Below are 19304 nucleotides of genomic sequence, written 5' to 3' on the forward strand. Positions count from 1 at the left end.
CATTATTTTCTGGTTGAATTTGAGTTTACTTCTGTATATAATCATAGATACGGGATTTTTTGAGAATCCTTATTATATTTTGCCGGGGTGGCGGAATAGGCAGACGCACAGGACTTAAAATCCTGCGGTTGGTGACAACCGTACGGGTTCGACCCCCGTTCCCGGCATCAGTAATATTAAAGGATTTCAGCTTATGTGGCTGAAATCCTTTTTTAGTGCGCTCAGGGCTCCCCGCTCGCAGTGGTTATACTCATTTATCAGCATTTTAGTCCAGTCAAGGTTCAGTACCCTGAATCCGGACTTGTAAGGTTGTCCAGCATATCGTAATGCTTCCGCTGCAACGGCTTCTCTGCCGGGCCTTCAATAACGTCCCCTGTATAGGAGAATCTCGAACCATGGCAAGGGCAATCCCATGTCCGGTCTCCGGCATTCCAGTTCACCTCACAGCCGACATGCGTACAGGTCGTATCGACAATGTGGAGGTGTCCTTCCTGATCCCGGTAGGCTCCTTTTCGTTCCCCATGCAGCGTAATGACGGCTCCTTGATCCTTCGCCAGATCCTTTGGCGTAATTTGCGAGATCTCCAGCTTCCCTTTGATCAGATGCTTGACGACATTTGCATTTTCCTTGATCAAATTCTTGAGACTGGGATCGGGGGTGAAGCGTAACGGCGTGTACAGATCGGCATACGGATTGTTTTTACCCAAGACAAGGTCCTTGAGCAGTTGAGCAGCTGCTGTGCTATTTGTCATTCCCCATTTGCGGAAGCCGGTTGCGATCAGGATACGCGGCTGGGAAGAGGTGATTGGGCCAATGTACGGAAGCTTGTCTAAGGTGACAAGATCCTGTGTCGACCAGCGAAATATGATGTTCGCAAGTCCCAGCACCTCCTGACCGAAGTCCTCCAGTGCCTGATAGTGTGTAACCGTATTTTCTCCCTGTCCGGCTTTATGGCTGTCGCCTCCGATGAGCACCAGCGTATCATCGCCATGCCGCACTGAACGAAGCGACCGGCTTGGCTGGTCGACACTCAGGTACATCCCGCCAGGGTAAGGCTTCTTGGTCTTACACGCAAGGACATATGAGCGGTCGGCATGCATTCTCGCCGAATACAATCCAGTCCCTTCATAGAAGGGGAAATGTGAGCAAGCAATAACATGGCTTCCCGTTGCCTTCGGCCCATTGCGAGTAAGGACGGCGATCTGTTTGCCATCTTCTTTTACATTTACCGCAGCGGTGTTCTCGAAAATAAGACCGCCAGCCTCCACCATCTGCTGTACAAGGTGCTTCAAGTATTTTAGAGGATGGAATTGGGCCTGGTTGCGCATCTTTAGCGCATTGTATATCTTGAGGTCAAAGGGGATGCTGTCAATCAGTTCACCGGCGATGCCTAGTTGTTCATAGGCCTTGTACTCCATCTCCAGCTTACGTGCAGACTGTTCAGTCGTTGCGTACAGATACGCATCTTGCTTGAGAAGATCGCAATCGATCTGCTGCTCCTGAACGGTATGCTCAATGAACTGCTTGGCCGCCATATTAGCGTCATAGTGCTGTCTGGCCTTGGTCGCTCCAAAATGCTGGATGAGCTCATCGTAGATCAGATCATGCTGCGCAGTTATCTTGGCTGTCGTATGTCCGGTTGTGCCATTCAGTAGTGTGTCTGCTTCCAATAATGCGACTTTGACGCCTTCCTTGGCTAGCAGGTAAGCCGTGGTAATGCCTGCCATTCCGCCACCTACAATAACAGCCTCCACCTGTACATCTTCTTCTAATGCCTTGAACGCTGGAAAATCCATAGAATCTCGCCACAGCGGTTCGGGAAAAGTCACTTGTATCCCTCCAAAATGTATATACTTACTGGATAGGATTGGCGATTTCAGCAATTTTAAACGGGAAGAGGGATTTGTGGACGATTGAGCTTGAACTGTGGAGAGAAATGCCACATGACCAGCGCAAAGTTAAATCCATATTTCTTCGTGGCCACATTGCACGCATCCATTTGCTGAATGTTCGGCCTGCCGCGGTCAAGTAATAGGCTATGTGCTGACAACATGACTTTATGTCCGGCATTATTTTATAGGCCAAAGGAATTATTTTCATTTAAAAGGGTCATAAAATTCCTACCAAATACCGATATAAAACGCAAAGGGCTGGGAAAGGAATCCCGGCATTCTAGCAATAAAAAAGGAGAGAAATTGATGATTACGAACAGGAAAATAACACATTGGCTGCTTATTATGGCGCTGCTCCTTTCGGTGGTCCTTCCGACCGGTGCTATGGCGGCTGCCGGTGACATTAACTCCATCGCCATTGAGGGAGAGAATACGACAATTGAACTGGTTGTCGGCAAGACCAAGCAGTTGAAGGTATGGGCTAACGTGGAAGGCTCTACTTCCAAGAAGGACGTTACCGCAACCGTAACGTGGACTTCCTCGGATGAGAGTATCCTAAGGGTAAATGAGGGGCTGGTGACTGCCGTCAAGAGTGGCACGGCTACAGTCAAAGCCGCTTATTCCGGTTCTGTATCCATCATTACCATTAAAACAGTTGATACTTATTCGGGATTGACGCTGGATTATAAGCTGGACGGAAAGTTCAGTCTTGATACGGATGAAAGCGACCTGATGGTGACAGCCAAGGCTAAAATCGACAGTACCTTGGTAGAACCAAAGGATGTAACTGCAGAAGCAGAGTGGAGTACCTCCAATGCGTCCGTGCTGACCGTGGACAAGGGACAACTTACCTTGTTAGGTGCAGGCGAAGCCAAGGTTACAGCCAAATATTCCGGCTTGACCGCCTCCTTTAAAGTGACGGTAACTTCTCCTTATTCCGGTCTGAAGCTGTACCGCAGCGAATCACCTAATACAGAAATCGGTGAGAAGGAAGATTTGGAACTGATCATGGATGACGGTGAAATTGAATTGCTGGCCAAGACGGTTCTAGCTAATGATAAAACAACCGCCGACGTATCCGATAAGGCCGTGTGGGCTTCCTCGGATTCAGCGGTGGCTACCGTCGAAGACGGGAAGGTGAAGCTGCTGTCGATAGGGAAAACGACGATTTCGGCCTCCTATCTTAGTAATCGGGCACAAGTAGATATTTATGTTCGCGCGCCTTACGAGGCCATTTTGTTAACGCCTTCGGAGGATGCGATGATATTTTTCGGGGAAACGTTGAAGGTAGAGGCTGGTGTTAGAAGCAGTGCCAACACAACAGAAGATATCAGCAGCAGGGCAACCTGGACTTCCTCCAATAAATTGATCGCCACGGTAAATAGCGATGGGCTGGTCGTAGCCAAGGCAGTAGGGTCGACGACGATTAAGGCGAGTTTCCAAGGTATTACCAAGAGCTTCAAACTAGTGGTCTCTCCTACAATCACCAAGCTTGAAGTGGAGAAGGACGAACTGGAATTGTTCAAGGGCGAATCGGTGAAATTGCCAGGAGTGACGGCAACGAAAATTGACGGAGAGAAAATCGATTTCAGTGATGAAATCGTCTGGTCTTCAAATCGGGAAGATATCGCTACCATTGAAGACGGAAAGATTGTAACCAAGGATACAGATGACACGGCGCTTTCCGATGTAGTTACAATAACGGGAAAGCTTTCTGAAGCGGGAGATGGCGTGACTCCTAACCCTGCATTCCCGATCCGTGGAACGGCAGATAGCGAAGTGACTATCCGACTGACAGTAAATGAGAAGGTATTGACCATTCTCGTTCCAGACAACAAGCTAAGCATTGTGATTGGTGAGGAGATGGATCTCCCAAGCGTCACCGCCGTTTATGAGAACGGGGAAGAGGTAGCCAACCCAAGCGATATAGAATGGACGTTGTCCGGTGCTAACGCGGTATTGAAAACAACGGCAGAGGGCAAGAAAATCAAGGGACTCAAGAAAGGCTCAGCAACGCTGAAAGGGACCTACTCCAATAAAACGGTGAGCGTTTCGTTAACCATTGAGCCAAAGATTAAGAAGCTTGTAGTTGCATCAACAACGATTGAATTGAACATCAATAAATCGAAATCGATCAAAGTAACCGGCTACTATACAGATGGCAAAAAAGTAACCTTGTCGACCAAGATGGGCTGGGTTTCCTCAGATGATAAGATTGCTACCGTGTCCACCTCTTCAGTTAAGGCAGTGGCTGAGGGCTCCGTTACACTTACCGGCTCGTATCAAGGCCAAACGGTTACGGTGAAAGTAAACGTAGTTCCGAAATTGAAGAAGCTGGAAGTTAGCGAGAAGAAATTAGAGCTTGTCCCAGGTTCTGCAAAAACCTTAGTGCTGAAGGCGACGTATGATACCGGCAAGGTAGCTGATGTCACTTCAAGTGCAGTATGGACCAGCTCTAAGCCAGCGGCAGCCAAGGTTACGGCAGGGAAAATTGAGGCCGTAGCCAAAGGAACCAGTTCGGTTAAAGCCAAATACGGTGGTAAAACTGTAACGATCAGAGTTTCGGTGAAGGTGAAATAAACGCATATGCTAGCTAGAGTAGAGAGCCTGCCTTTTCTTGAAGGGGGCTCTTTCTTTGTTCCTTATCCGCTGAGTGGGTTGCTACCTATGTGAGGAATCTTATATAATTGGAGCATTGTGCTTGTGTGGTGAGCTATTGATTTAATGACATCATGGGGAAAAGGAAGGCATGGATGAGGAGACGGAGACGGAGACGGAAGAACAAGCGGCAGAACAAATGGTTAATGACGGTAATGGTTGCGATTGTATTGCTGATGGGCAGCTGGTTATCTGGAGGGTCGCTGGAATGGGATTCCATGAAGAGCTGGCTATCCAGTGAAATCGGAGGCTTTGCCCAGAAAGATGCTGTAACCCCGGTGGATGGAGAAGGAAAGCTTCGAGTGATTTTTCTCGATGTAGGGCAGGGAGCTTCCCAACTGATTATTAGCCCTGAGGGGAAGACGATGCTAATCGACGGTGGGAACAATGACAAGGAAGAATTGATGCTCACTTATTTAGCCCGTTATGGCGTAGAGCGCTTGGATATCCTGATTGGAACGCACCCGGATGCCGATCATATCGGGGGCTTGGACAAGGTCGTCGACCACCTGGAAATTGGCGACATTTATATGCCTCGTGTACAGGCCAATACGAAGACCTATCAATCTTTGCTGGAGTCAATCCAGCGCAAGGGATTGAAAGTAAAGACAGCCAAGGCCGGGCTTGATCTGGCGTTTGGCGAGCAGGCGCGGGTCAGGCTGCTGGCCCCGGCAGCAACAATGGATGATAGCAATAATATGAGTGCCGTGGTGAAGCTGAACTACGGGAGTAGCACCTTCCTGTTGACCGGAGATGCAGAAAGTGAAAGCGAGCAGGCCATGATAGAAAGTGGCGCCGATCTGCGGGCCGATGTGATGCTGGTGGGCCACCATGGCTCCAAATCATCAACAACGCGGCGGTTCCTGCAGTTGGTTCAGCCTACATATGCGGTCATCCAGGTCGGACCTAATTCTTACGGACACCCTGCACAGACGATTCTGGATCGCTTGGACAAGCAAGGTGTACAAATTTACCGTAACGATACCCAGGGGACGGTGGAAATATCCACGGACGGGCGAGAATACCAGATTACCACAGAAAGGTAAGGCCAAAGCCGAGAGGAGGAAGGCGTCTATCTTTCATATTAAATTAAAAGTGTGGTAAGCAAAACGCTCGACAGCCCCTCAGGATATTGAAAATCAAAGGGAAACGGGGTGAAGGAGGGCATGACCCATATTGTCGAGGGATTTGAAGGTAATCAATGCATTCTGGAAGTGGATGGAAAGACTCGCAACATCCCCCGGGATCAGGTGGATACAGGGGTCAAGGTTGGTGATGTGGTGGACTGGAACGGCTCCAAGTGGGTAGCCGATGCAGAAGCCACGCGCCAGCGGGCCGAGCATATTCGCAAGCTGATGGATACGGTATGGGAAGAAGATGAATGAAGAAACGGACGGAATCTCCGCATGAAGGAGGTCCCGTCCGTTTTGTTTCATTTATTCGTGTGCCATGATGAATTCCAGTTCACCCTTAAGGCTATAAGGTCCAAATCCTGCAGGAAGGATGAAATGGTCCCCTTTGGTCAACTCGTAGGTATGGCCGTTTACTTCCAGTGAGCCCTTGCCCGATAGAACGCTGAATATCGTATATTTCTTGTTGACAGCAGGCTTGGCTTCTCCAGCAACATTCCACTTCTCTACGGTGAAGAAGGAGTTGGAGACAAAGGAGGTTACCGTGAGGCCGTCTTGCTGAACCGTTTCGTAGTGAACCGGCTCATAAACCTGAGGTACACCCGTGACATCAATCGCTTTCTTCAAGTGCAGCTCGCGAGTATTCCCATCCTTGTCGCGGCGATCATAATCGTAAACCCGGTAGGTGGTATCCGAGCTTTGCTGGGTTTCCAACACGACGATCCCCTTGCCCAAAGCATGAAGGGTACCGCTAGGCACATAGAAGAAGTCGCCCGGCTTAACAGGAACTTTGGTCAGGAAACGGTCCCAGTCGCCATTTTCGATCATTTGCACGAGCTCTTCCTTCGTTTGGGCTCCATGGCCATAGATAATCACAGCACCTGGCTCGGCATCGACAATGTACCAGCATTCGGTTTTGCCTAACTCGCCATTTTCGTGTTTGCCTGCATATTCATCGTCCGGGTGTACTTGCACCGAAAGATCATCCGAGGCATCAAGCAGTTTGGTGAGCAGTGGAAAGACTTTGGATTCGGAATGGAACAGCTCGGGCTGAGAGGTCCACAGGTCACCCAGCTTCATGCCTTGGAATGGCCCGTTCTTCACTGTGCTTTGTCCATTGGGGTGAGCGGAAATGGCCCAGCATTCGCCGGTATGCTCGTTGGGAATTTCATAGCCAAACAAATCCTTTAGCTTGGTTCCTCCCCAGATGCGCTCTTGAAAAATAGGCTGTAAAAAAATAGGTTCATTCATTTTTGGATCAAGCTCCTTCACTGAGTTGGTTAATAGTTAATATGAATTAGAGCGGCGGCGCCAATCAAACCGGTATCCTGTGCGGCTCCCGGCCGGTATCGCTAATCAGTCCGATGGCTGTCTTGGTTCCCGCCGAAGCTAATACCTAAGGCCCAAGCCTGAAACTTGACAAACTTGACAAAAATAAATTTTGTAAAGTATAGTTAGGTCAAGTTTAGCATGTTTCGGAAGGGTTGAAAAGAATGGGCCGGAAAAAGCAAGTTTCTATGCAAAGCATTGCTGATAGGCTGCAAATCTCGAAAAATGCTGTGTCACTGGCCCTCATGGGCAAAAAGGGAGTCAGTGAGGAAGTACGCAATCTGGTGCAGCAGACCGCCCGCGAAATGGGCTATGGTCCCTACGCGCCCAAGGCTGGCGGGAATGCAAATATATTGATTGTAGTGCCGGAGCGGATTATGAGCTACCAGGATAACGATCACTTTCAATTTTTTCATGATATGATTTGGGGGCTGGAGAAAAGCGCGAGAAAGAAAGGCTGTAATGCCGTGATTACCCCGCTGGCTCAGTCCATGGAAGCGTCTCTGACCTTACCTGGTCCATTTGCCGATATTCCGTATCAAGGTGTTATATTATTTGGTATTACGCACCTGAATTATGCCCGGCTGATTTGGGAGATGGATACGCCCTTGGTGTTCATGGACTCATATCACCGGGAGCTGCCTTGTCCGGTGGTTACCTCGGCTAATTTGGGTGGCGCTGCGGACGCGGTAGCTTATATGATTGCGATGGGCCATCGGGAAATCGGCTTTATTGGGCCAACCAATTTATCAACAAGCCATGAGGAACGCTGGTTTGGCTACGAGCAGGCGATGCAGAAGGCAGGACTTCGCATTCGTCCGGAATTTTGCTTGACGGCTTCGCAAGGCTATGACTATACCTCCAGGGAAATCGCTGCTTTTCTGGAGGGTATTACAGAATGGCCCTCGGCATTTTTCTGCGGAAATGATCGGATGGGGTATTTGCTTGCTGGTCTGCTTAAGGAGAGAGGAGTATGTGTACCAAAGGATATTTCCATCGCCGGATTTGATGACCTGCATTATTTCAGTGATGAAGGCATGAAGATGACGACCATGCGGGTAGAGAAGGAGCAGATGTGCGACGCAGCTATGATGCTGCTATTATCTGATCTTGGCCGTGTTCGAGAGGCATTGCATTGGCAGGTGCAGCCAACATTAGTAGTTCGTGAGTCCGTACAACCTAAATAAAATCCCCCTGAAACCCGGCATTCGGTATTCAGGGGGATTGCTGTATTTCTTATTTGTTCAGTGCAGCTTCGTAACGTTTCTCAACTGCAGACCAGTTAATGACGTTGAAGAAGGCACCGATGTAGTCAGGACGTTTGTTTTGATATTTCAGGTAGTAGGCGTGCTCCCAAACATCCAGGCCGAGAATCGGTGTCTTGCCTTCCATAATCGGGGAATCCTGGTTGGGCAAGCTGAATACGGATAATTTGCCGTTTGCGTCTACAGCAAGGAATGCCCAGCCACTGCCGAAGCGGGTAGTTGCTGCCTTGGTGAAGTCTTCCTTGAACTTGTCGAAGCCGCCAAGCTCGTTGTTAATGGCATCAGCCAATTTACCGGATGGTTGGCCACCGCCGTTCGGGCCAATCGTTTCCCAGAAGAGGGAGTGGTTAGCGTGACCGCCACCGTTGTTCCGAACCGCTGTACGAATGCTTTCCGGCACGCTGTCCAGGTCAGCAATCAGATCTTCTACAGATTTGGATTGCAGTTCCGGAGCAGACTCCAGAGCAGCATTCAGGTTGGTTACATAGGTATTATGGTGACGATCATGGTGAATCATCATCGTTGTTTCATCGATATGAGGTTCAAGAGCGTTGTTAGGGTAAGGCAATGCAGGTAATTGATGTGCCATGTTCAAATCAATCCTTTCTTATTTTGTAATATGTAATAGTAATTCCGACAAACCTTATTATAAAGGGTTGCCTAGACTTAGTCAACATAAATGTATGTTAAGTATGTTTAAGCGGAGTGAACATTGACAAAGTCATAAGGGTTCATCATAATGAATGTTCAAATGAAGGCATTATAGTTGGGGTGAATGTGGCATGGGAATGGGGATTGTCATCGTTGAGGTATGCGATAGCAACCTGATGAGCGCGCTTGATTTGGAGCAACTGGAGCAAGAGTATCCGGAGATTGCCGTTATGCGTGCGGACTGCCTTAGCTTGTGTGGTCTATGCAAATTAAAGCCTTACGCACTAGTGAATGGCAAACGGGTTGTCGCCAAGACAACAGAGGACTGTCTGAGTCTCGTCAAGCGAGCGATTGAAGCTGAGTTAAGCATCTATGAGATGTAGAATACAAATAAGGCAGCCTCAGGGCTGCCTCTATCATCATAGCGTTAAGTCACAGGAGCAGCTTACTTCTGAACATCGGACAGTTGTCCTTCCTTCGTTGTCCGATCATCACGGTTCTCCTGCCGAATGATGTATACACATTTCTTGCCTTGCTGAGCCAAGCATTCTGTTCGCTCCACCTTTGCGTCAAGCAGCGTTTCAAACAGTTGAAGCTCACAATCGCAGGCATGGGTATAGCGGTTAGCAATTTGGGCAATCGGGCAGTTATGCTCCATTAGAACATAGTCACCTTGATCGTTTTGCGTAAGCTCAGTCATATATCCATTATCGCTTTGGATTTGCGACAGCATCTGTACCTTTTCAGGGAAGGCTTTGCCTTCCATTTCGTGAACATATCGGCGGTTAAGCTTTTCCTTGCGGCGATCGAACAAACGATCAACCATGTGCTGACCGCTCTCTTCCGCCAATTCATCCAGCAAATCGAGCGTCAAGGAATGATATTTCTTGGGGAACAGCCCTTCGGCTATATCTGTCAGTCCGTAGACAGCAGTGGGGCGCCCCAGAGTTGGACGGATCATTTTGGATTCGATAAGCCCGTCTCGTTCCATTGTACCCAGATGCCGCCGTACGGCCATTTCGGTAATTTGCAGTTCAATGGTGATTTCTTTGGCGCTGAGCGGACCAGACGTTTTCATCATATGAAGAATGCGCTCCCGGGTAGAGAGGTCTTTGCTAGCATTCATAAGCGATGTTCCTTTCCTCGTTGTTCATGAGGCGAGCCATTTTGTTGTACCTAGCTTCTCCTGCATTGTCGGCTCATCATAAGCTTATTACATATTTAAGTATAGTAAGTATATTAACATGGGTCAGGTTCATATTCAATGAATGGAACATTTGAATACGAAAACGAGAGACCCCAACCGGGTCTCTCGTTTTCGTAGTATGGTTTCTCTATTTTCAATGTAGCCAAGTGATTAAACGTTCAAGCTTTGCTTGGGTGCATTAATTGATGTTTTAGCTTTGTCCTTCTTGCCAAATTGCTTGCGCAGGTAAGGTAGTACATAATGATCCAGACCGATTTTACCGGCATTAGCGGCAGCCACGACAACCAGAACTTCAAGGAGTAACATCTGTGCATTCGTGCTGACAGTACCCGAGAAGAGGAAGGCTGCGTTCATGACCAGGCCCATCAGAGCAGCGAAGGTGGTGAAGGTACCAAGAATCAAGCCCAGTCCGACCAGAAATTCGCCATAAGGAACAAGGATGTTGAACAGGTCCACATTTGGTAATGCAAAGTTTTCCAGGAAAGCGGCCCACCAGCCTTGAACAGCAGGATGATCACCGGTACTGTTGGCAATGGCTCCATTCAGGAAGCCTGCAGCATCGAAGCCGCCAGTAATCTTTTTGAAGCCTGCGGTAATCCACTGATAACCAAGATAAATACGAATGAAGGTCAAGAACCACATAGCTACTTTGTTCGTTCTGAGGAAATTGTTAAACATGAATTACCACTCCTTAGGTTGTTTTCTCTTCTTTTTTTAGTAGAACATCTTTGATGTCCTTATAATAAGTGATTTTTTTCACACATCAAGTGATTTAAATCACAATTAATAAAATTTTAAATAAAAAAGCAGCAGGACCGAAAATTCTCGTATCTTGCTGCTTTTAGCCGCTAATGAAATGGCTTTATTATAAATAAGTTTACTGATTAACTTTAATATGGTGATCCGGAGTGACTTTATGAGTTAATAGCTCAGAGACCGTCACGAAGGAGTAGCCACGTTTTTTCAGCTCCGGTAAAATCTCTTTTAGCGCTTCAACCGTTTGTGTACTGTTGTAAACATAGTCATGCATTAGAATGATATCCCCGTTTCTGGCGTTGTTCAGCACCTTGCGCACAATGGCGGATACCCCAGGTGCAGCCCAGTCCTTGGTGTCCTGATGCCAAGACCACAAGATCATCTGCAATCTGCTGCGCTTGGATAACTCTACAATACCTTCATTATAGTAACCTCCCGGAGGGCGAAACAGCACCGGCTTAGTTCCAGTTGCTTCATATATAGCTTCCTGCGCAAGATCAAGCTGCCTCGATACCGAGCTTAAGGCGAGACGGTTAAAGGCGGGGTGCTGGTAGGAGTGATTTCCTATCTCATGTCCCTTGGCCAGTTCCATACGTACAATTTCCGGAAAACGTTCAACACGTTCACCTACCACGAAGAAGGTTGCCTTCGCCTGATACTGTTCCAATACATTCAAAATTTCAGGGGTTTTGTTGGGGTCTGGTCCGTCATCGAATGTGAAGGCGATGTATTTCTCTGAGGTAGGAACCTCCCATACGATATCGCCTCGCTCCTCATAGTAGCTTCGCGCCTTCGCCCAAGATGGGGTAGACGAAGCTGTGGCAGAGGTGGATAGCACTGTGACCGTAAACATGATGGCCAGCATAGCACCCGATTTAATTTTTGTCATTGAATAGGTCCTCCGGCATTTAGCATTGATGCTTAGTTTGACTGGAGGACGTGGTATTTATTCTTCCTTGAAAGAATCGTTCCTTGCCGCGAAATAATCACCGCTTTGCAGGCCATGCACAAATTGCTGTAGCCAATCGTAATATTCTGCAGCGTGCTTAAGCTTGTGCAAATCCTCCAGACATTGCTCCCGTTCCTCTGCCGCTGTAGAAATATCAAGGATCATTTCCGATAATACCGGAATTGCGATATCAAGCGCCTCGCGCATGACATTGATCTCCCTCTGGAGCTTTGTGGCAAAGAAAGCCTGGAAAGCTTTATAGAAGTTCGTTTCCGCTACATAAAGGTCCTTGCGCGCGTCCTTTTCATCTAATTTTGCCACCATTTTGGATTCGATCAAAGCTCGCGACGCGTAACTCATATTGCTTTTGCTCATATTCATACTTTGTTGCATTTCTTCTAACGTCATCGGGCGATCCTCAAAAAACATAATTCCATAGAGCTGACCGTAAGAGTAGTTTACGCCATACAAATCCATCGTTTGTGCGATGGCGTCAATGACCTTGGCTCGCAATTCCTCGCGAACACCGATCGGGTTTTCCATTTTTCCCAAAATTGACTTTTTCATCAGTACACCTGCCTCAGAAATGTAGAGATTTTACATAAAATTAATAGCCGTTTCACATAGCGATGACCCTTTGTCGAGGCTTTGAACGTACAATAATTATTGTACAAAAGCGATGAAACATTGCTTATAACTCGATTATAACAAATATTCAAAAAATAATGAATGAAAAAAGAGGAGGATTCATGAAACGTTTGAAATGGCGGGAAGAGGTGCGAGCTGTATTGTTTACGCTCCCCGCAATGATTCCGCTGTCGCTATTCTGGTTCTATCCGATGGTATTGATCATTTATCTCAGCTTTATGGAATGGGATTTTATGAGCCCGGACAAGTTGTTTGTTGGATTGGAAAATTACACGAATCTATTCAGCAATCCGGCCTTCTATCAATCATTAAAAGTGTCGCTGCTGTTCTGCCTTGGCAGTGTATTGCCTATTGTGATTATCGGCTTATTACTTGCTTTGTTGCTGAACCGAAACATGAAGGGCGGCTCGGTATATCGGTTGTTGATGTTCTCGCCTTGGGTCACACCTATGGTTGCAGTCTCTATCGTTTGGTCCTGGATTTATGAACCTGAAGTGGGGTTGGCTAATACCTTGCTCAGAGCGATTGGCTTGGAGGGAGTTCGTTGGCTGGAAGATCCCAAATGGGCGCTTATTGGAGTTCTGATCGTGACCATTTGGAAGTCGGCTGGCTGGGGAATGGTGTTCTATCTCGTAGCTCTGCGCAATGTCCCTGCTGATTTGCTTGAAGCTGCTGAATTGGACGGGGCTAATAGCTGGCGCAAGTTCATAAATGTTACATTGCCGCTTATCTCGCCGACTACCTTTTTTCTGGTCGTGGTTCAGATCATTTCTGCCTTGCAGGCTTACGATCAGATCAATGTGCTGACCCAAGGGGGGCCAGCGGGATCCACAAGAACCTTGTTGTATCTATATTATCAAGCCGCTTTCGATTCCTTCCAGATTGGCGAAGCCTCTGCGGTGGCGATTACGCTCATTGTGGCCTGTGTAGCCTTGTCGATACTTTCGTTCTGGATTGGTCGACGTACGGTCCACTATAACTAATTGCCAGTAAAGGAGAAGGAGACGTATGCAAGGTTTGAATAAACTCGGTACCTTATGTCGTCATATTTTGCTTGCCGCTGCCTCGCTTATTATGGCCTTTCCGTTCTATTGGATGGTAACCAATGCGCTCAAGAGTAATGACGAGATTTGGCAAACCCCGCCAACCCTGTGGGCGGAGAAGCCCAACTGGGGGCAATTTGCTGAGGCTTGGGCGGCGGCTCCCTTTGAACGTTATATGTTTAACAGTATTTTTGTGGCGCTGTCCATTATCGTGCTGCAAATAATTAACTCCGGTATGATGGCCTATGCTCTGACTCATATGAAATTTCGTCTGAAGGGGATATTCACGGGACTGGTGCTGGTGGGTTATATGATTCCGAGTACCGCCGTGTATTTGCCAGGTTATATTTTATTGGGGCAAATGGGCTTGCTGGATTCTTACACCGGCTTGATTTTATCCAACTGTGTGAGTGTGTTTTCCATTTTTCTGATTCGTCAAGCCTTTCTCCAAGTCTCCCATGAGATGGTTGAGGCTGGACAGATTGACGGAGCTTCTCATTTCCGGATTTTGTGGACGATTCTTTTGCCGCTTACGCGTTCATCCTTTGCTGTGTTGGGCTTGATTACGTTCATTGACCAGTATAATAACTACTTCTGGCCGATGCTGATTACGAAAAGTCAGGATTTGCAGCTTGTATCGGCGGGGCTGCGCAGCTTCTTTGTGGAAGGGGGTGCTTACGGGCTAAAATGGCCGCTTATTATGGCCGCCAGCGCCTTCACTATTGCGCCATTGCTGGTGTTGTTCGCGCTGACCCAGAAAACGATCATGCAGAGCTTCAATGTGTCCGCAGGCGCTAGCAAGGGGTAATGCTCCATTTTGAATCAACAAAATAAAGATGACGGAGGCTATAAGATGTTTAAGACGAAAAGAAAGTTCCTTGCCCTTTTGATAACATGTACATTCCTATTGATTACGGCTTGTGGTGGTGGAGCCGGTACAGCGGGAAGCAACACGGCGGAGCCGACCAAGTCGGCAGCAGGTGGAAACGCCGGAACGGAGACCGGGGCTCCTGCAGAACCGGTAACGATCGAATTCTGGTATGGTCTGGGCGGCAAGCTCGGAGAGAACATGCAAACCTTGATTGACCAGTTTAACAATTCCCAGCAAGAGGTTATTGTCAAGCCGGTTGTACAAGCCGATTACACGGAGACCGAACGCAAGCTTCAGGCCGCGATTGCCTCAGGTAATGTGCCAGGCGCAGTTTTGTCGTCAAATGTAGATTGGGCTCGCAAAGGCTATTATGCACCGCTGGATGAGCTGATTGCTGCTACGGCTGATTTTAATCCGGAGGATGTTATACCGACATTCCTGGAGCAAGGCAAGGTGGATGGCAAGCAATTCTTCCTTCCGATGTATGGGACAACCCAGGTCATGTACTACCGTAAGGATGCCCTTGAGAAGCAAGGTCTGACTCCAGATGATATGAAAACCTGGGAAGGGCTGGCTGCCGCTGCTGAGAAAATGGCGGTCAAGGAAGGTGGCAAAACCTCGTTTTATGGCTGGGAGCCGATGTGGGGCGCCGGCAATATGATCGATGCGGTATATAGCAAGGGCGGAACAATTCTTAGTGAAGATGGGAAGACGGTGCTGATCGACGCTGCCGAATGGGTGGAGACCTGGGATTTATTCCGCAAATGGATTCATGAGGATAAAATCATGCGGATTCACTCCGGAGGTCAAGGCTGGGAGTATTGGTACAAAACGATCGATGACGTCATGAAGGGTCAAGCAGCAGGGTATACAGGCTCCAGCGGCGACCAAGGCGATCTGGACTTCTCAATTGTTGCTGCAATGGAACAACCGGGTTGGGAAGGGATTGGCGAAGGCAAGCCGGTAGCTGAGGCGATCATGGCCGGTATTCCCTCTGCGGCCAGCCCTGAGCAGCAGCAAGCGGCAATGAAATGGTATAACTTCTTCATGAGCGCGGAAAATACAGCGTTCTGGTCGATGAACACAGGCTATATCGCAGTACGTCAATCTGCACTGGACAATCCGGAATTTGTAGCCTTCAGTGAGCAAAATCCACAAGCAACTATTCCGCTCAAGCAGGCAACTCATGCCTCCAAGCCGTTCCAGGACCCGACGGGCGGTAAGATTCAGGATGCCTTGAGCATTGCAGCGGACAAGGTTCAAATCAGCAATGTGCCTGCCGCGGAAGCTCTGAAGGAAGCAAAGGAGACGGCCCAGCGTGAACTTGACCGGATCAATAAGTAAGTCGCTGCCCGCAATCAAGCTAAGCGCACCGGGTAGCGAGGCTGAAGTTCAGGCGATTTTGTTCGACAAGGATGGCACGCTGATGGATTTTATTTATACCTGGGGGAGCTGGGGCGAGCAGTTGCTCGCTCGTTTCTCCACCGCGCTTAATCTGCAAGGACTCCCCGTACTTCCAGACAATCTGCTCGGGATGTGGGGGATTGATTATGACGAGAACGGCAAGATTTCCGGTTATGATCGTAATAGCCCATTATCGATGGGAACGGTCCATGATCTCTTGATTTTGCTGGCTCTGGAGGGTTATAAGGCAGGGTTATCCTGGGCAGAGGCCAAGATGTTGGCTGAGCAGTGCCGCTGTGAAGCAGACGAAGCCTTAGAAAGGCTAAGGGTTGCCCGTCTGCTGCCAGGTGTTCAGTCATTTCTGGAAGCATGTCGGCAAAGTGGGATCAAGCTTGGTATTGTGACTTCAGACGAGACGGAGGCGGCAAATAAGCATCTGGATTGGCTAGGGATACGAGATTATTTTGATGTAGTGGTCGGAGCTGATTTGGTTCGCCTTGGCAAGCCTTATCCGGATATGGTGGAACTGGCCTGCCGGGAGATGGGCTTGGCGGTGGAGCACACGGCTGTCATCGGTGACACGAACGGAGATATGCAGATGGCCCGGGCTGCGGGAGCGGCATTAGCTATCGGTCTGGATGAAGGACGGGTATCGGGACAGAAGGGATATCCGGCAGCACATAGCGTGGTCGAAGGATATGGTGAGCTAAGGCTTGGATAGCTTGTTTTGTGAAAATGGAAGGTGGACAACAAGATGGGATGGTTATTCCTGGCTCTGGCGATTGTGCTGGAGGTATCCGGCACAGTATCAATGAAGCTGTCGGATAGCTTTTCCCGCCTGACGCCGTCGATATTCATGTTTATCTTTTATGGCGCCAGCTTCACCTGCTTGAATTTTGCGCTGGGTTATATGAAGGTATCTACTGTGTATGCGATATGGTCGGGAGTCGGGATCGTGTTGATCTCGCTGATTGGTGGATTTTTGTTTCAAGAGAAGCTGTCACTGTCCTCGGTGCTGTGGATTGGCATGATTGTCATGGGGGTCATCGGGTTAAATATAAGCAGCAAGGGAGGATGATGGGAAATGCACATGCCAGGTCAAACAGGTACGAATCAGGGGGGAGGGCCGCTTCTTTCCTTCCAGATTATTACCGATACACATGTACGAACAGATCGGAATCATACGTACAATATGAATTTGGTTCGTGCTTTGCAGGATTTGAAGGTTCAGGCTCAGGGGAGCGCGGGAATCATGCATGTTGGCGATGTGACCGATCATGGGCTGCCGGAAGAGTATACCGAATGGGAGCGTATTTGGGCCGAGCACGGTGATTCTTTGCCTCCTCTATATCTGACGATGGGCAATCATGATGTGGGGTTGGGCAACTGGGAGGAACGGCTTAACCAGTTTCTGCGTTTGTCTGGACTGGAAGGACAAGATATCACGCTGGATAATTGGAAGGAGCGACTGGAGGAAATACGGGCTAGTGCTTCAGAGCAGGCAGAAGTCGATCCTGATTTATGGAAGGGTCAACTTGGCGACTTTCTCCAGCAAGTTGTCGGCATGGAGGTTAATGAGGATATCAGCCTGGAGCATTGGCAAGAACGCTTGGAGCGTTTCCTGGAGAAGACGGATACCGAGAGCATCTACCACGATCACTGGGTTAATGGCTATCATTTTATCTTCCTCGGGACGGAGGAAGGCTTGGAAATCTTCTGCTCGTTATCGGAGGAGCAGTTAGCCTGGCTGGATGCCAAGCTGGGAGAAAAGTCCGCTCCGGATCGGCCGGTATTTCTGTTTTTGCATCAGCCCCTGAAAGATACGGTGGCCGGCTCTTACGAGCAACAGAAATGGTATGGTGTGGTACAAGATGCCGAACTCAAGGCCGTGTTGGCCCGCCATCCGCAAACGATCCTGTTCACCGGGCATACGCACTGGGAGCTGGAGGCGCCAAACAACCACTTTGATGGACAAGGTAAGCTGCCAACAATGTTCAATGCCGCATCTGTGGCCTATCTGTGGACCGACGACGACGAGCATAAAGACGGCAGCCAAGGCTACTATGTCGAGGTCTACCGTGACCATGTCCTTGTTCGCGGCCGCGACTTCACCCGAGGAGAGTGGATCGAATCGGCACAGTTTCGCGTGGAGCTGGGGTAGATTTGGTTTAGAATCATGATATTTCTTCAAAACTGATGTTATTGAGGCATCAGTTTTTTTCATGAAACTATTCTCTCGCCTTATAGAAAGCCTTGAAGCAGCATATCGGTTTAGCGGATCGCCCTTGATGGCTGGCTTCTTTTAATCCCTTTGAATGCTGCAGGAGGGTGTAGGTCATGTCTCTGTTGGTATCACCGATACAAGATTGCTGAGGGTGAATAAAAGAAAATCCGATGCACCGGCACCGGATCGATTTGCTTAATTCTTTTGAGGTCGGCTTCTTGCTGGATAGAGCGCGTAGAGAGCAGTTCGATGATTCTATGTTGATTTTCTAAGATGGATTCAACATTTATAAGCCGATCATTTGTTTCCAGCACCGCTCTCTTGATTAGTTCCTGGTCTTGTTTCATCTGCTGCTGCTCAGTCTTTAATTCTATAAGTTGCTCATTAATTGGTTTCAACTCTTCTTTAATAACAGATCGTAAAATCTCTTTTACACCATTATCCATAAGTACCGCTCCTTAAGCTTTATGATGGTATTGTAGCAAATACATATAATCAATTCCACAAAGAAATAGTCCATGCAGGGAAAAGATAGGAGGATTTTAGTATGATCTTAATTAAAGACAAGAACGTCAAAAAACTCATGGTATCTCGACCACTAAGATCGATGATTAAAAAGCAGGAAGCGGGTTAAATAGTGTGGGTTCCGTATTAAGCAAGATGGAGTAGATACCTAGCGGGAGTTTTAGAACTATTTAAAGTAAGGGTTCGACATGAACCACCAAAGACGCTCTGAAGACACTCTATCGTGACAGAATTACCTTCGGCTTATTCAAGCACCTCACCTTGCCCCAAAAAAGCGAAAAACCCTTGATTATCAAGGGTTTTTCTGTATGATCTGCAGTGGGCTCGAACCACTGACCCCCACCCTGTCAAGATGGTGCTCTCCCAGCTGAGCTAGCAGATCAGGTTTATAGCGAAGATGAGTATTATCTTAACAGGCGACGGGGGGACTGTCAAGCTCTGTGTCTGTCCCGTGTTATTCTTCTGTGATAATGTCACCCTATAACTGTTCTGAGATAATGTCACTATGGGACAGGAGACATTCACATTGACAAGAGCAGAATTAAAGAAGGTAGTTGTGGTGGAAAAAATTCTTGGGGGACCTATGACGAACAAGGAAGGAGCAGCGGCTCTAGGGCTGACTGAACGCCAAATCATTCGATTAAAGAAGAAGTTCATCGCTGAGGGAGGAGCGCAAGGATTGGTTCATAAGAACCGGGGAAGGAAACCGATTCATGCTTTAGACAAGGAACTAAAGAAACAGGTGACGGAAT

Annotated in this window: 20 protein-coding genes and 2 tRNA genes; 13 read left to right on the forward strand and 9 right to left on the reverse strand. The window is 48.2% G+C overall.

Features of this window, described 5'->3' with window-relative positions:
* The first annotated feature begins 81 nt into the window (after positions 1-81).
* Positions 82-167, forward strand: a tRNA-Leu gene (locus tag C557_RS0120130).
* A 114-nt stretch (positions 168-281) separates the two neighbouring features.
* Here the strand turns inward: C557_RS0120130 and C557_RS0120135 are convergent.
* Positions 282-1796 (reverse strand): FAD-dependent oxidoreductase, encoded by a 1515-nt coding sequence (locus C557_RS0120135; RefSeq protein ID WP_240472996.1) that lies wholly within the window; start codon positions 1794-1796, stop codon positions 282-284.
* 402 nt (positions 1797-2198) lie between these two features.
* Here C557_RS0120135 and C557_RS0120140 point away from each other — a divergent pair, with 402 nt between their 5' ends.
* From C557_RS0120140 to C557_RS0120150, 3 genes are all read left to right on the forward strand, one after another.
* Positions 2199-4472 (forward strand): Ig-like domain-containing protein, encoded by a 2274-nt coding sequence (locus C557_RS0120140; protein WP_020608493.1) that lies wholly within the window; start codon positions 2199-2201, stop codon positions 4470-4472.
* 173 nt (positions 4473-4645) lie between these two features.
* Positions 4646-5596 (forward strand): ComEC/Rec2 family competence protein, encoded by a 951-nt coding sequence (locus tag C557_RS0120145; protein ID WP_018753664.1) that lies wholly within the window; start codon positions 4646-4648, stop codon positions 5594-5596.
* 120 nt (positions 5597-5716) lie between these two features.
* Positions 5717-5935, forward strand: a complete 219-nt coding sequence (locus C557_RS0120150) for a DUF3006 domain-containing protein (RefSeq protein WP_018753665.1) — start codon at positions 5717-5719, stop codon at positions 5933-5935.
* A 51-nt stretch (positions 5936-5986) separates the two neighbouring features.
* Here the strand turns inward: C557_RS0120150 and manA are convergent, their stop codons facing one another.
* A complete protein-coding gene (gene manA / locus C557_RS0120155; RefSeq protein ID WP_018753666.1) occupies positions 5987-6931 on the reverse strand; it encodes a mannose-6-phosphate isomerase, class I in 945 nt (314 codons plus the stop codon).
* Between the two features lie 242 nt (positions 6932-7173).
* Here manA and C557_RS0120160 point away from each other — a divergent pair, with 242 nt between their 5' ends.
* The gene (locus C557_RS0120160; RefSeq protein ID WP_018753667.1) at positions 7174-8196 is read left to right on the forward strand and encodes a LacI family DNA-binding transcriptional regulator; all 1023 of its coding nucleotides are present in this window, start codon (positions 7174-7176) and stop codon (positions 8194-8196) included.
* 49 nt (positions 8197-8245) lie between these two features.
* Here C557_RS0120160 and C557_RS0120165 read toward each other — a convergent pair whose 3' ends face one another.
* Positions 8246-8863, reverse strand: a complete 618-nt coding sequence (locus C557_RS0120165; protein WP_018753668.1) for a superoxide dismutase — start codon at positions 8861-8863, stop codon at positions 8246-8248.
* Between the two features lie 193 nt (positions 8864-9056).
* On the opposite strand from C557_RS0120165, the gene C557_RS0120170 reads away from it, so the two are divergent.
* Positions 9057-9308, forward strand: coding sequence for a YuzB family protein (locus C557_RS0120170; protein ID WP_018753669.1), 252 nt, complete (start codon positions 9057-9059; stop codon positions 9306-9308).
* 62 nt (positions 9309-9370) lie between these two features.
* On the opposite strand, the gene C557_RS0120175 is transcribed toward C557_RS0120170, so the two are convergent.
* From C557_RS0120175 to C557_RS0120190, 4 genes are all read right to left on the reverse strand, one after another.
* Entirely contained in the window at positions 9371-10051 is a 681-nt protein-coding gene (locus C557_RS0120175) for a helix-turn-helix transcriptional regulator (protein WP_018753670.1), read from the reverse strand.
* Positions 10052-10282: 231 nt separating this feature from the next.
* Entirely contained in the window at positions 10283-10810 is a 528-nt protein-coding gene (locus tag C557_RS0120180; protein WP_018753671.1) for a DoxX family protein, read from the reverse strand.
* A gap of 199 nt (positions 10811-11009) precedes the next feature.
* On the reverse strand, positions 11010-11777 hold the full coding sequence (locus C557_RS0120185; protein WP_018753672.1) for a polysaccharide deacetylase family protein: 768 nt from the start codon (positions 11775-11777) through the stop codon (positions 11010-11012).
* A 57-nt stretch (positions 11778-11834) separates the two neighbouring features.
* Positions 11835-12404 (reverse strand): GbsR/MarR family transcriptional regulator, encoded by a 570-nt coding sequence (locus tag C557_RS0120190; RefSeq protein ID WP_018753673.1) that lies wholly within the window; start codon positions 12402-12404, stop codon positions 11835-11837.
* Positions 12405-12586: 182 nt separating this feature from the next.
* On the opposite strand from C557_RS0120190, the gene C557_RS0120195 reads away from it, so the two are divergent.
* Genes C557_RS0120195 through C557_RS0120220 form a run of 6 tightly spaced genes read left to right on the forward strand, consistent with a single transcriptional unit; the run spans position 12587 to position 17964 of the window.
* Positions 12587-13468: a carbohydrate ABC transporter permease gene (locus C557_RS0120195; protein ID WP_018753674.1), complete on the forward strand. Its 882-nt coding sequence runs from the start codon at positions 12587-12589 to the stop codon at positions 13466-13468.
* A 25-nt stretch (positions 13469-13493) separates the two neighbouring features.
* Positions 13494-14336 carry a carbohydrate ABC transporter permease gene (locus C557_RS0120200; RefSeq protein WP_018753675.1) on the forward strand — a complete coding sequence of 281 codons (843 nt, stop codon included), beginning with the start codon at positions 13494-13496 and terminating at the stop codon, positions 14334-14336.
* Between the two features lie 45 nt (positions 14337-14381).
* Entirely contained in the window at positions 14382-15743 is a 1362-nt protein-coding gene (locus C557_RS0120205; RefSeq protein WP_018753676.1) for an ABC transporter substrate-binding protein, read from the forward strand.
* Positions 15718-16524: an HAD family hydrolase gene (locus tag C557_RS0120210; RefSeq protein WP_018753677.1), complete on the forward strand. Its 807-nt coding sequence runs from the start codon at positions 15718-15720 to the stop codon at positions 16522-16524. The genes C557_RS0120205 and C557_RS0120210 overlap by 26 nt, the downstream gene beginning before the upstream one ends.
* Before the next feature lie 33 nt (positions 16525-16557).
* On the forward strand, positions 16558-16881 hold the full coding sequence (locus C557_RS0120215; RefSeq protein WP_018753678.1) for a DMT family transporter: 324 nt from the start codon (positions 16558-16560) through the stop codon (positions 16879-16881).
* A 6-nt stretch (positions 16882-16887) separates the two neighbouring features.
* Complete coding sequence (locus C557_RS0120220) at positions 16888-17964, forward strand: metallophosphoesterase family protein (RefSeq protein ID WP_018753679.1); 1077 nt, start codon at positions 16888-16890, stop codon at positions 17962-17964.
* A gap of 191 nt (positions 17965-18155) precedes the next feature.
* Here C557_RS0120220 and C557_RS23860 read toward each other — a convergent pair whose 3' ends face one another.
* Positions 18156-18473 carry a hypothetical protein gene (locus tag C557_RS23860; protein ID WP_018753680.1) on the reverse strand — a complete coding sequence of 106 codons (318 nt, stop codon included), beginning with the start codon at positions 18471-18473 and terminating at the stop codon, positions 18156-18158.
* A gap of 388 nt (positions 18474-18861) precedes the next feature.
* A tRNA-Val gene (locus tag C557_RS0120235) sits at positions 18862-18934 on the reverse strand.
* Between the two features lie 144 nt (positions 18935-19078).
* Between C557_RS0120235 and C557_RS0120240 the strand changes: the two genes are divergently transcribed.
* The coding region (locus C557_RS0120240; RefSeq protein ID WP_018753681.1) for a helix-turn-helix domain-containing protein at positions 19079-19304 on the forward strand (226 nt) is incomplete at its 3' end.

Origin of the sequence: Paenibacillus sanguinis 2301083 = DSM 16941, assembly GCF_000374825.1 — a bacterium.
Taxonomy (GTDB): Bacteria; Bacillota; Bacilli; order Paenibacillales; family Paenibacillaceae; genus Fontibacillus; species Fontibacillus sanguinis.

Coding starts and splice junctions, on each gene's coding strand:
- C557_RS0120170 (WP_018753669.1), top strand. CDS start 9,057: ATGGGAATGGGGATTGTCATCGTTGAGGTATGCGATAGCAACCTGATG.
- C557_RS0120200 (WP_018753675.1), top strand. CDS start 13,494: ATGCAAGGTTTGAATAAACTCGGTACCTTATGTCGTCATATTTTGCTT.
- C557_RS0120150 (WP_018753665.1), top strand. CDS start 5,717: ATGACCCATATTGTCGAGGGATTTGAAGGTAATCAATGCATTCTGGAA.
- C557_RS0120140 (WP_020608493.1), top strand. CDS start 2,199: ATGATTACGAACAGGAAAATAACACATTGGCTGCTTATTATGGCGCTG.
- C557_RS0120175 (WP_018753670.1), bottom strand. CDS start 10,051: ATGAATGCTAGCAAAGACCTCTCTACCCGGGAGCGCATTCTTCATATG.
- C557_RS0120180 (WP_018753671.1), bottom strand. CDS start 10,810: ATGTTTAACAATTTCCTCAGAACGAACAAAGTAGCTATGTGGTTCTTG.
- manA (WP_018753666.1), bottom strand. CDS start 6,931: ATGAATGAACCTATTTTTTTACAGCCTATTTTTCAAGAGCGCATCTGG.
- C557_RS0120205 (WP_018753676.1), top strand. CDS start 14,382: ATGTTTAAGACGAAAAGAAAGTTCCTTGCCCTTTTGATAACATGTACA.
- C557_RS0120215 (WP_018753678.1), top strand. CDS start 16,558: ATGGGATGGTTATTCCTGGCTCTGGCGATTGTGCTGGAGGTATCCGGC.
- C557_RS0120145 (WP_018753664.1), top strand. CDS start 4,646: ATGAGGAGACGGAGACGGAGACGGAAGAACAAGCGGCAGAACAAATGG.
- C557_RS0120195 (WP_018753674.1), top strand. CDS start 12,587: ATGAAACGTTTGAAATGGCGGGAAGAGGTGCGAGCTGTATTGTTTACG.
- C557_RS0120165 (WP_018753668.1), bottom strand. CDS start 8,863: ATGGCACATCAATTACCTGCATTGCCTTACCCTAACAACGCTCTTGAA.
- C557_RS0120190 (WP_018753673.1), bottom strand. CDS start 12,404: ATGAAAAAGTCAATTTTGGGAAAAATGGAAAACCCGATCGGTGTTCGC.
- C557_RS0120185 (WP_018753672.1), bottom strand. CDS start 11,777: ATGACAAAAATTAAATCGGGTGCTATGCTGGCCATCATGTTTACGGTC.
- C557_RS23860 (WP_018753680.1), bottom strand. CDS start 18,473: ATGGATAATGGTGTAAAAGAGATTTTACGATCTGTTATTAAAGAAGAG.
- C557_RS0120160 (WP_018753667.1), top strand. CDS start 7,174: ATGGGCCGGAAAAAGCAAGTTTCTATGCAAAGCATTGCTGATAGGCTG.
- C557_RS0120220 (WP_018753679.1), top strand. CDS start 16,888: ATGCACATGCCAGGTCAAACAGGTACGAATCAGGGGGGAGGGCCGCTT.
- C557_RS0120135 (WP_240472996.1), bottom strand. CDS start 1,796: ATGGATTTTCCAGCGTTCAAGGCATTAGAAGAAGATGTACAGGTGGAG.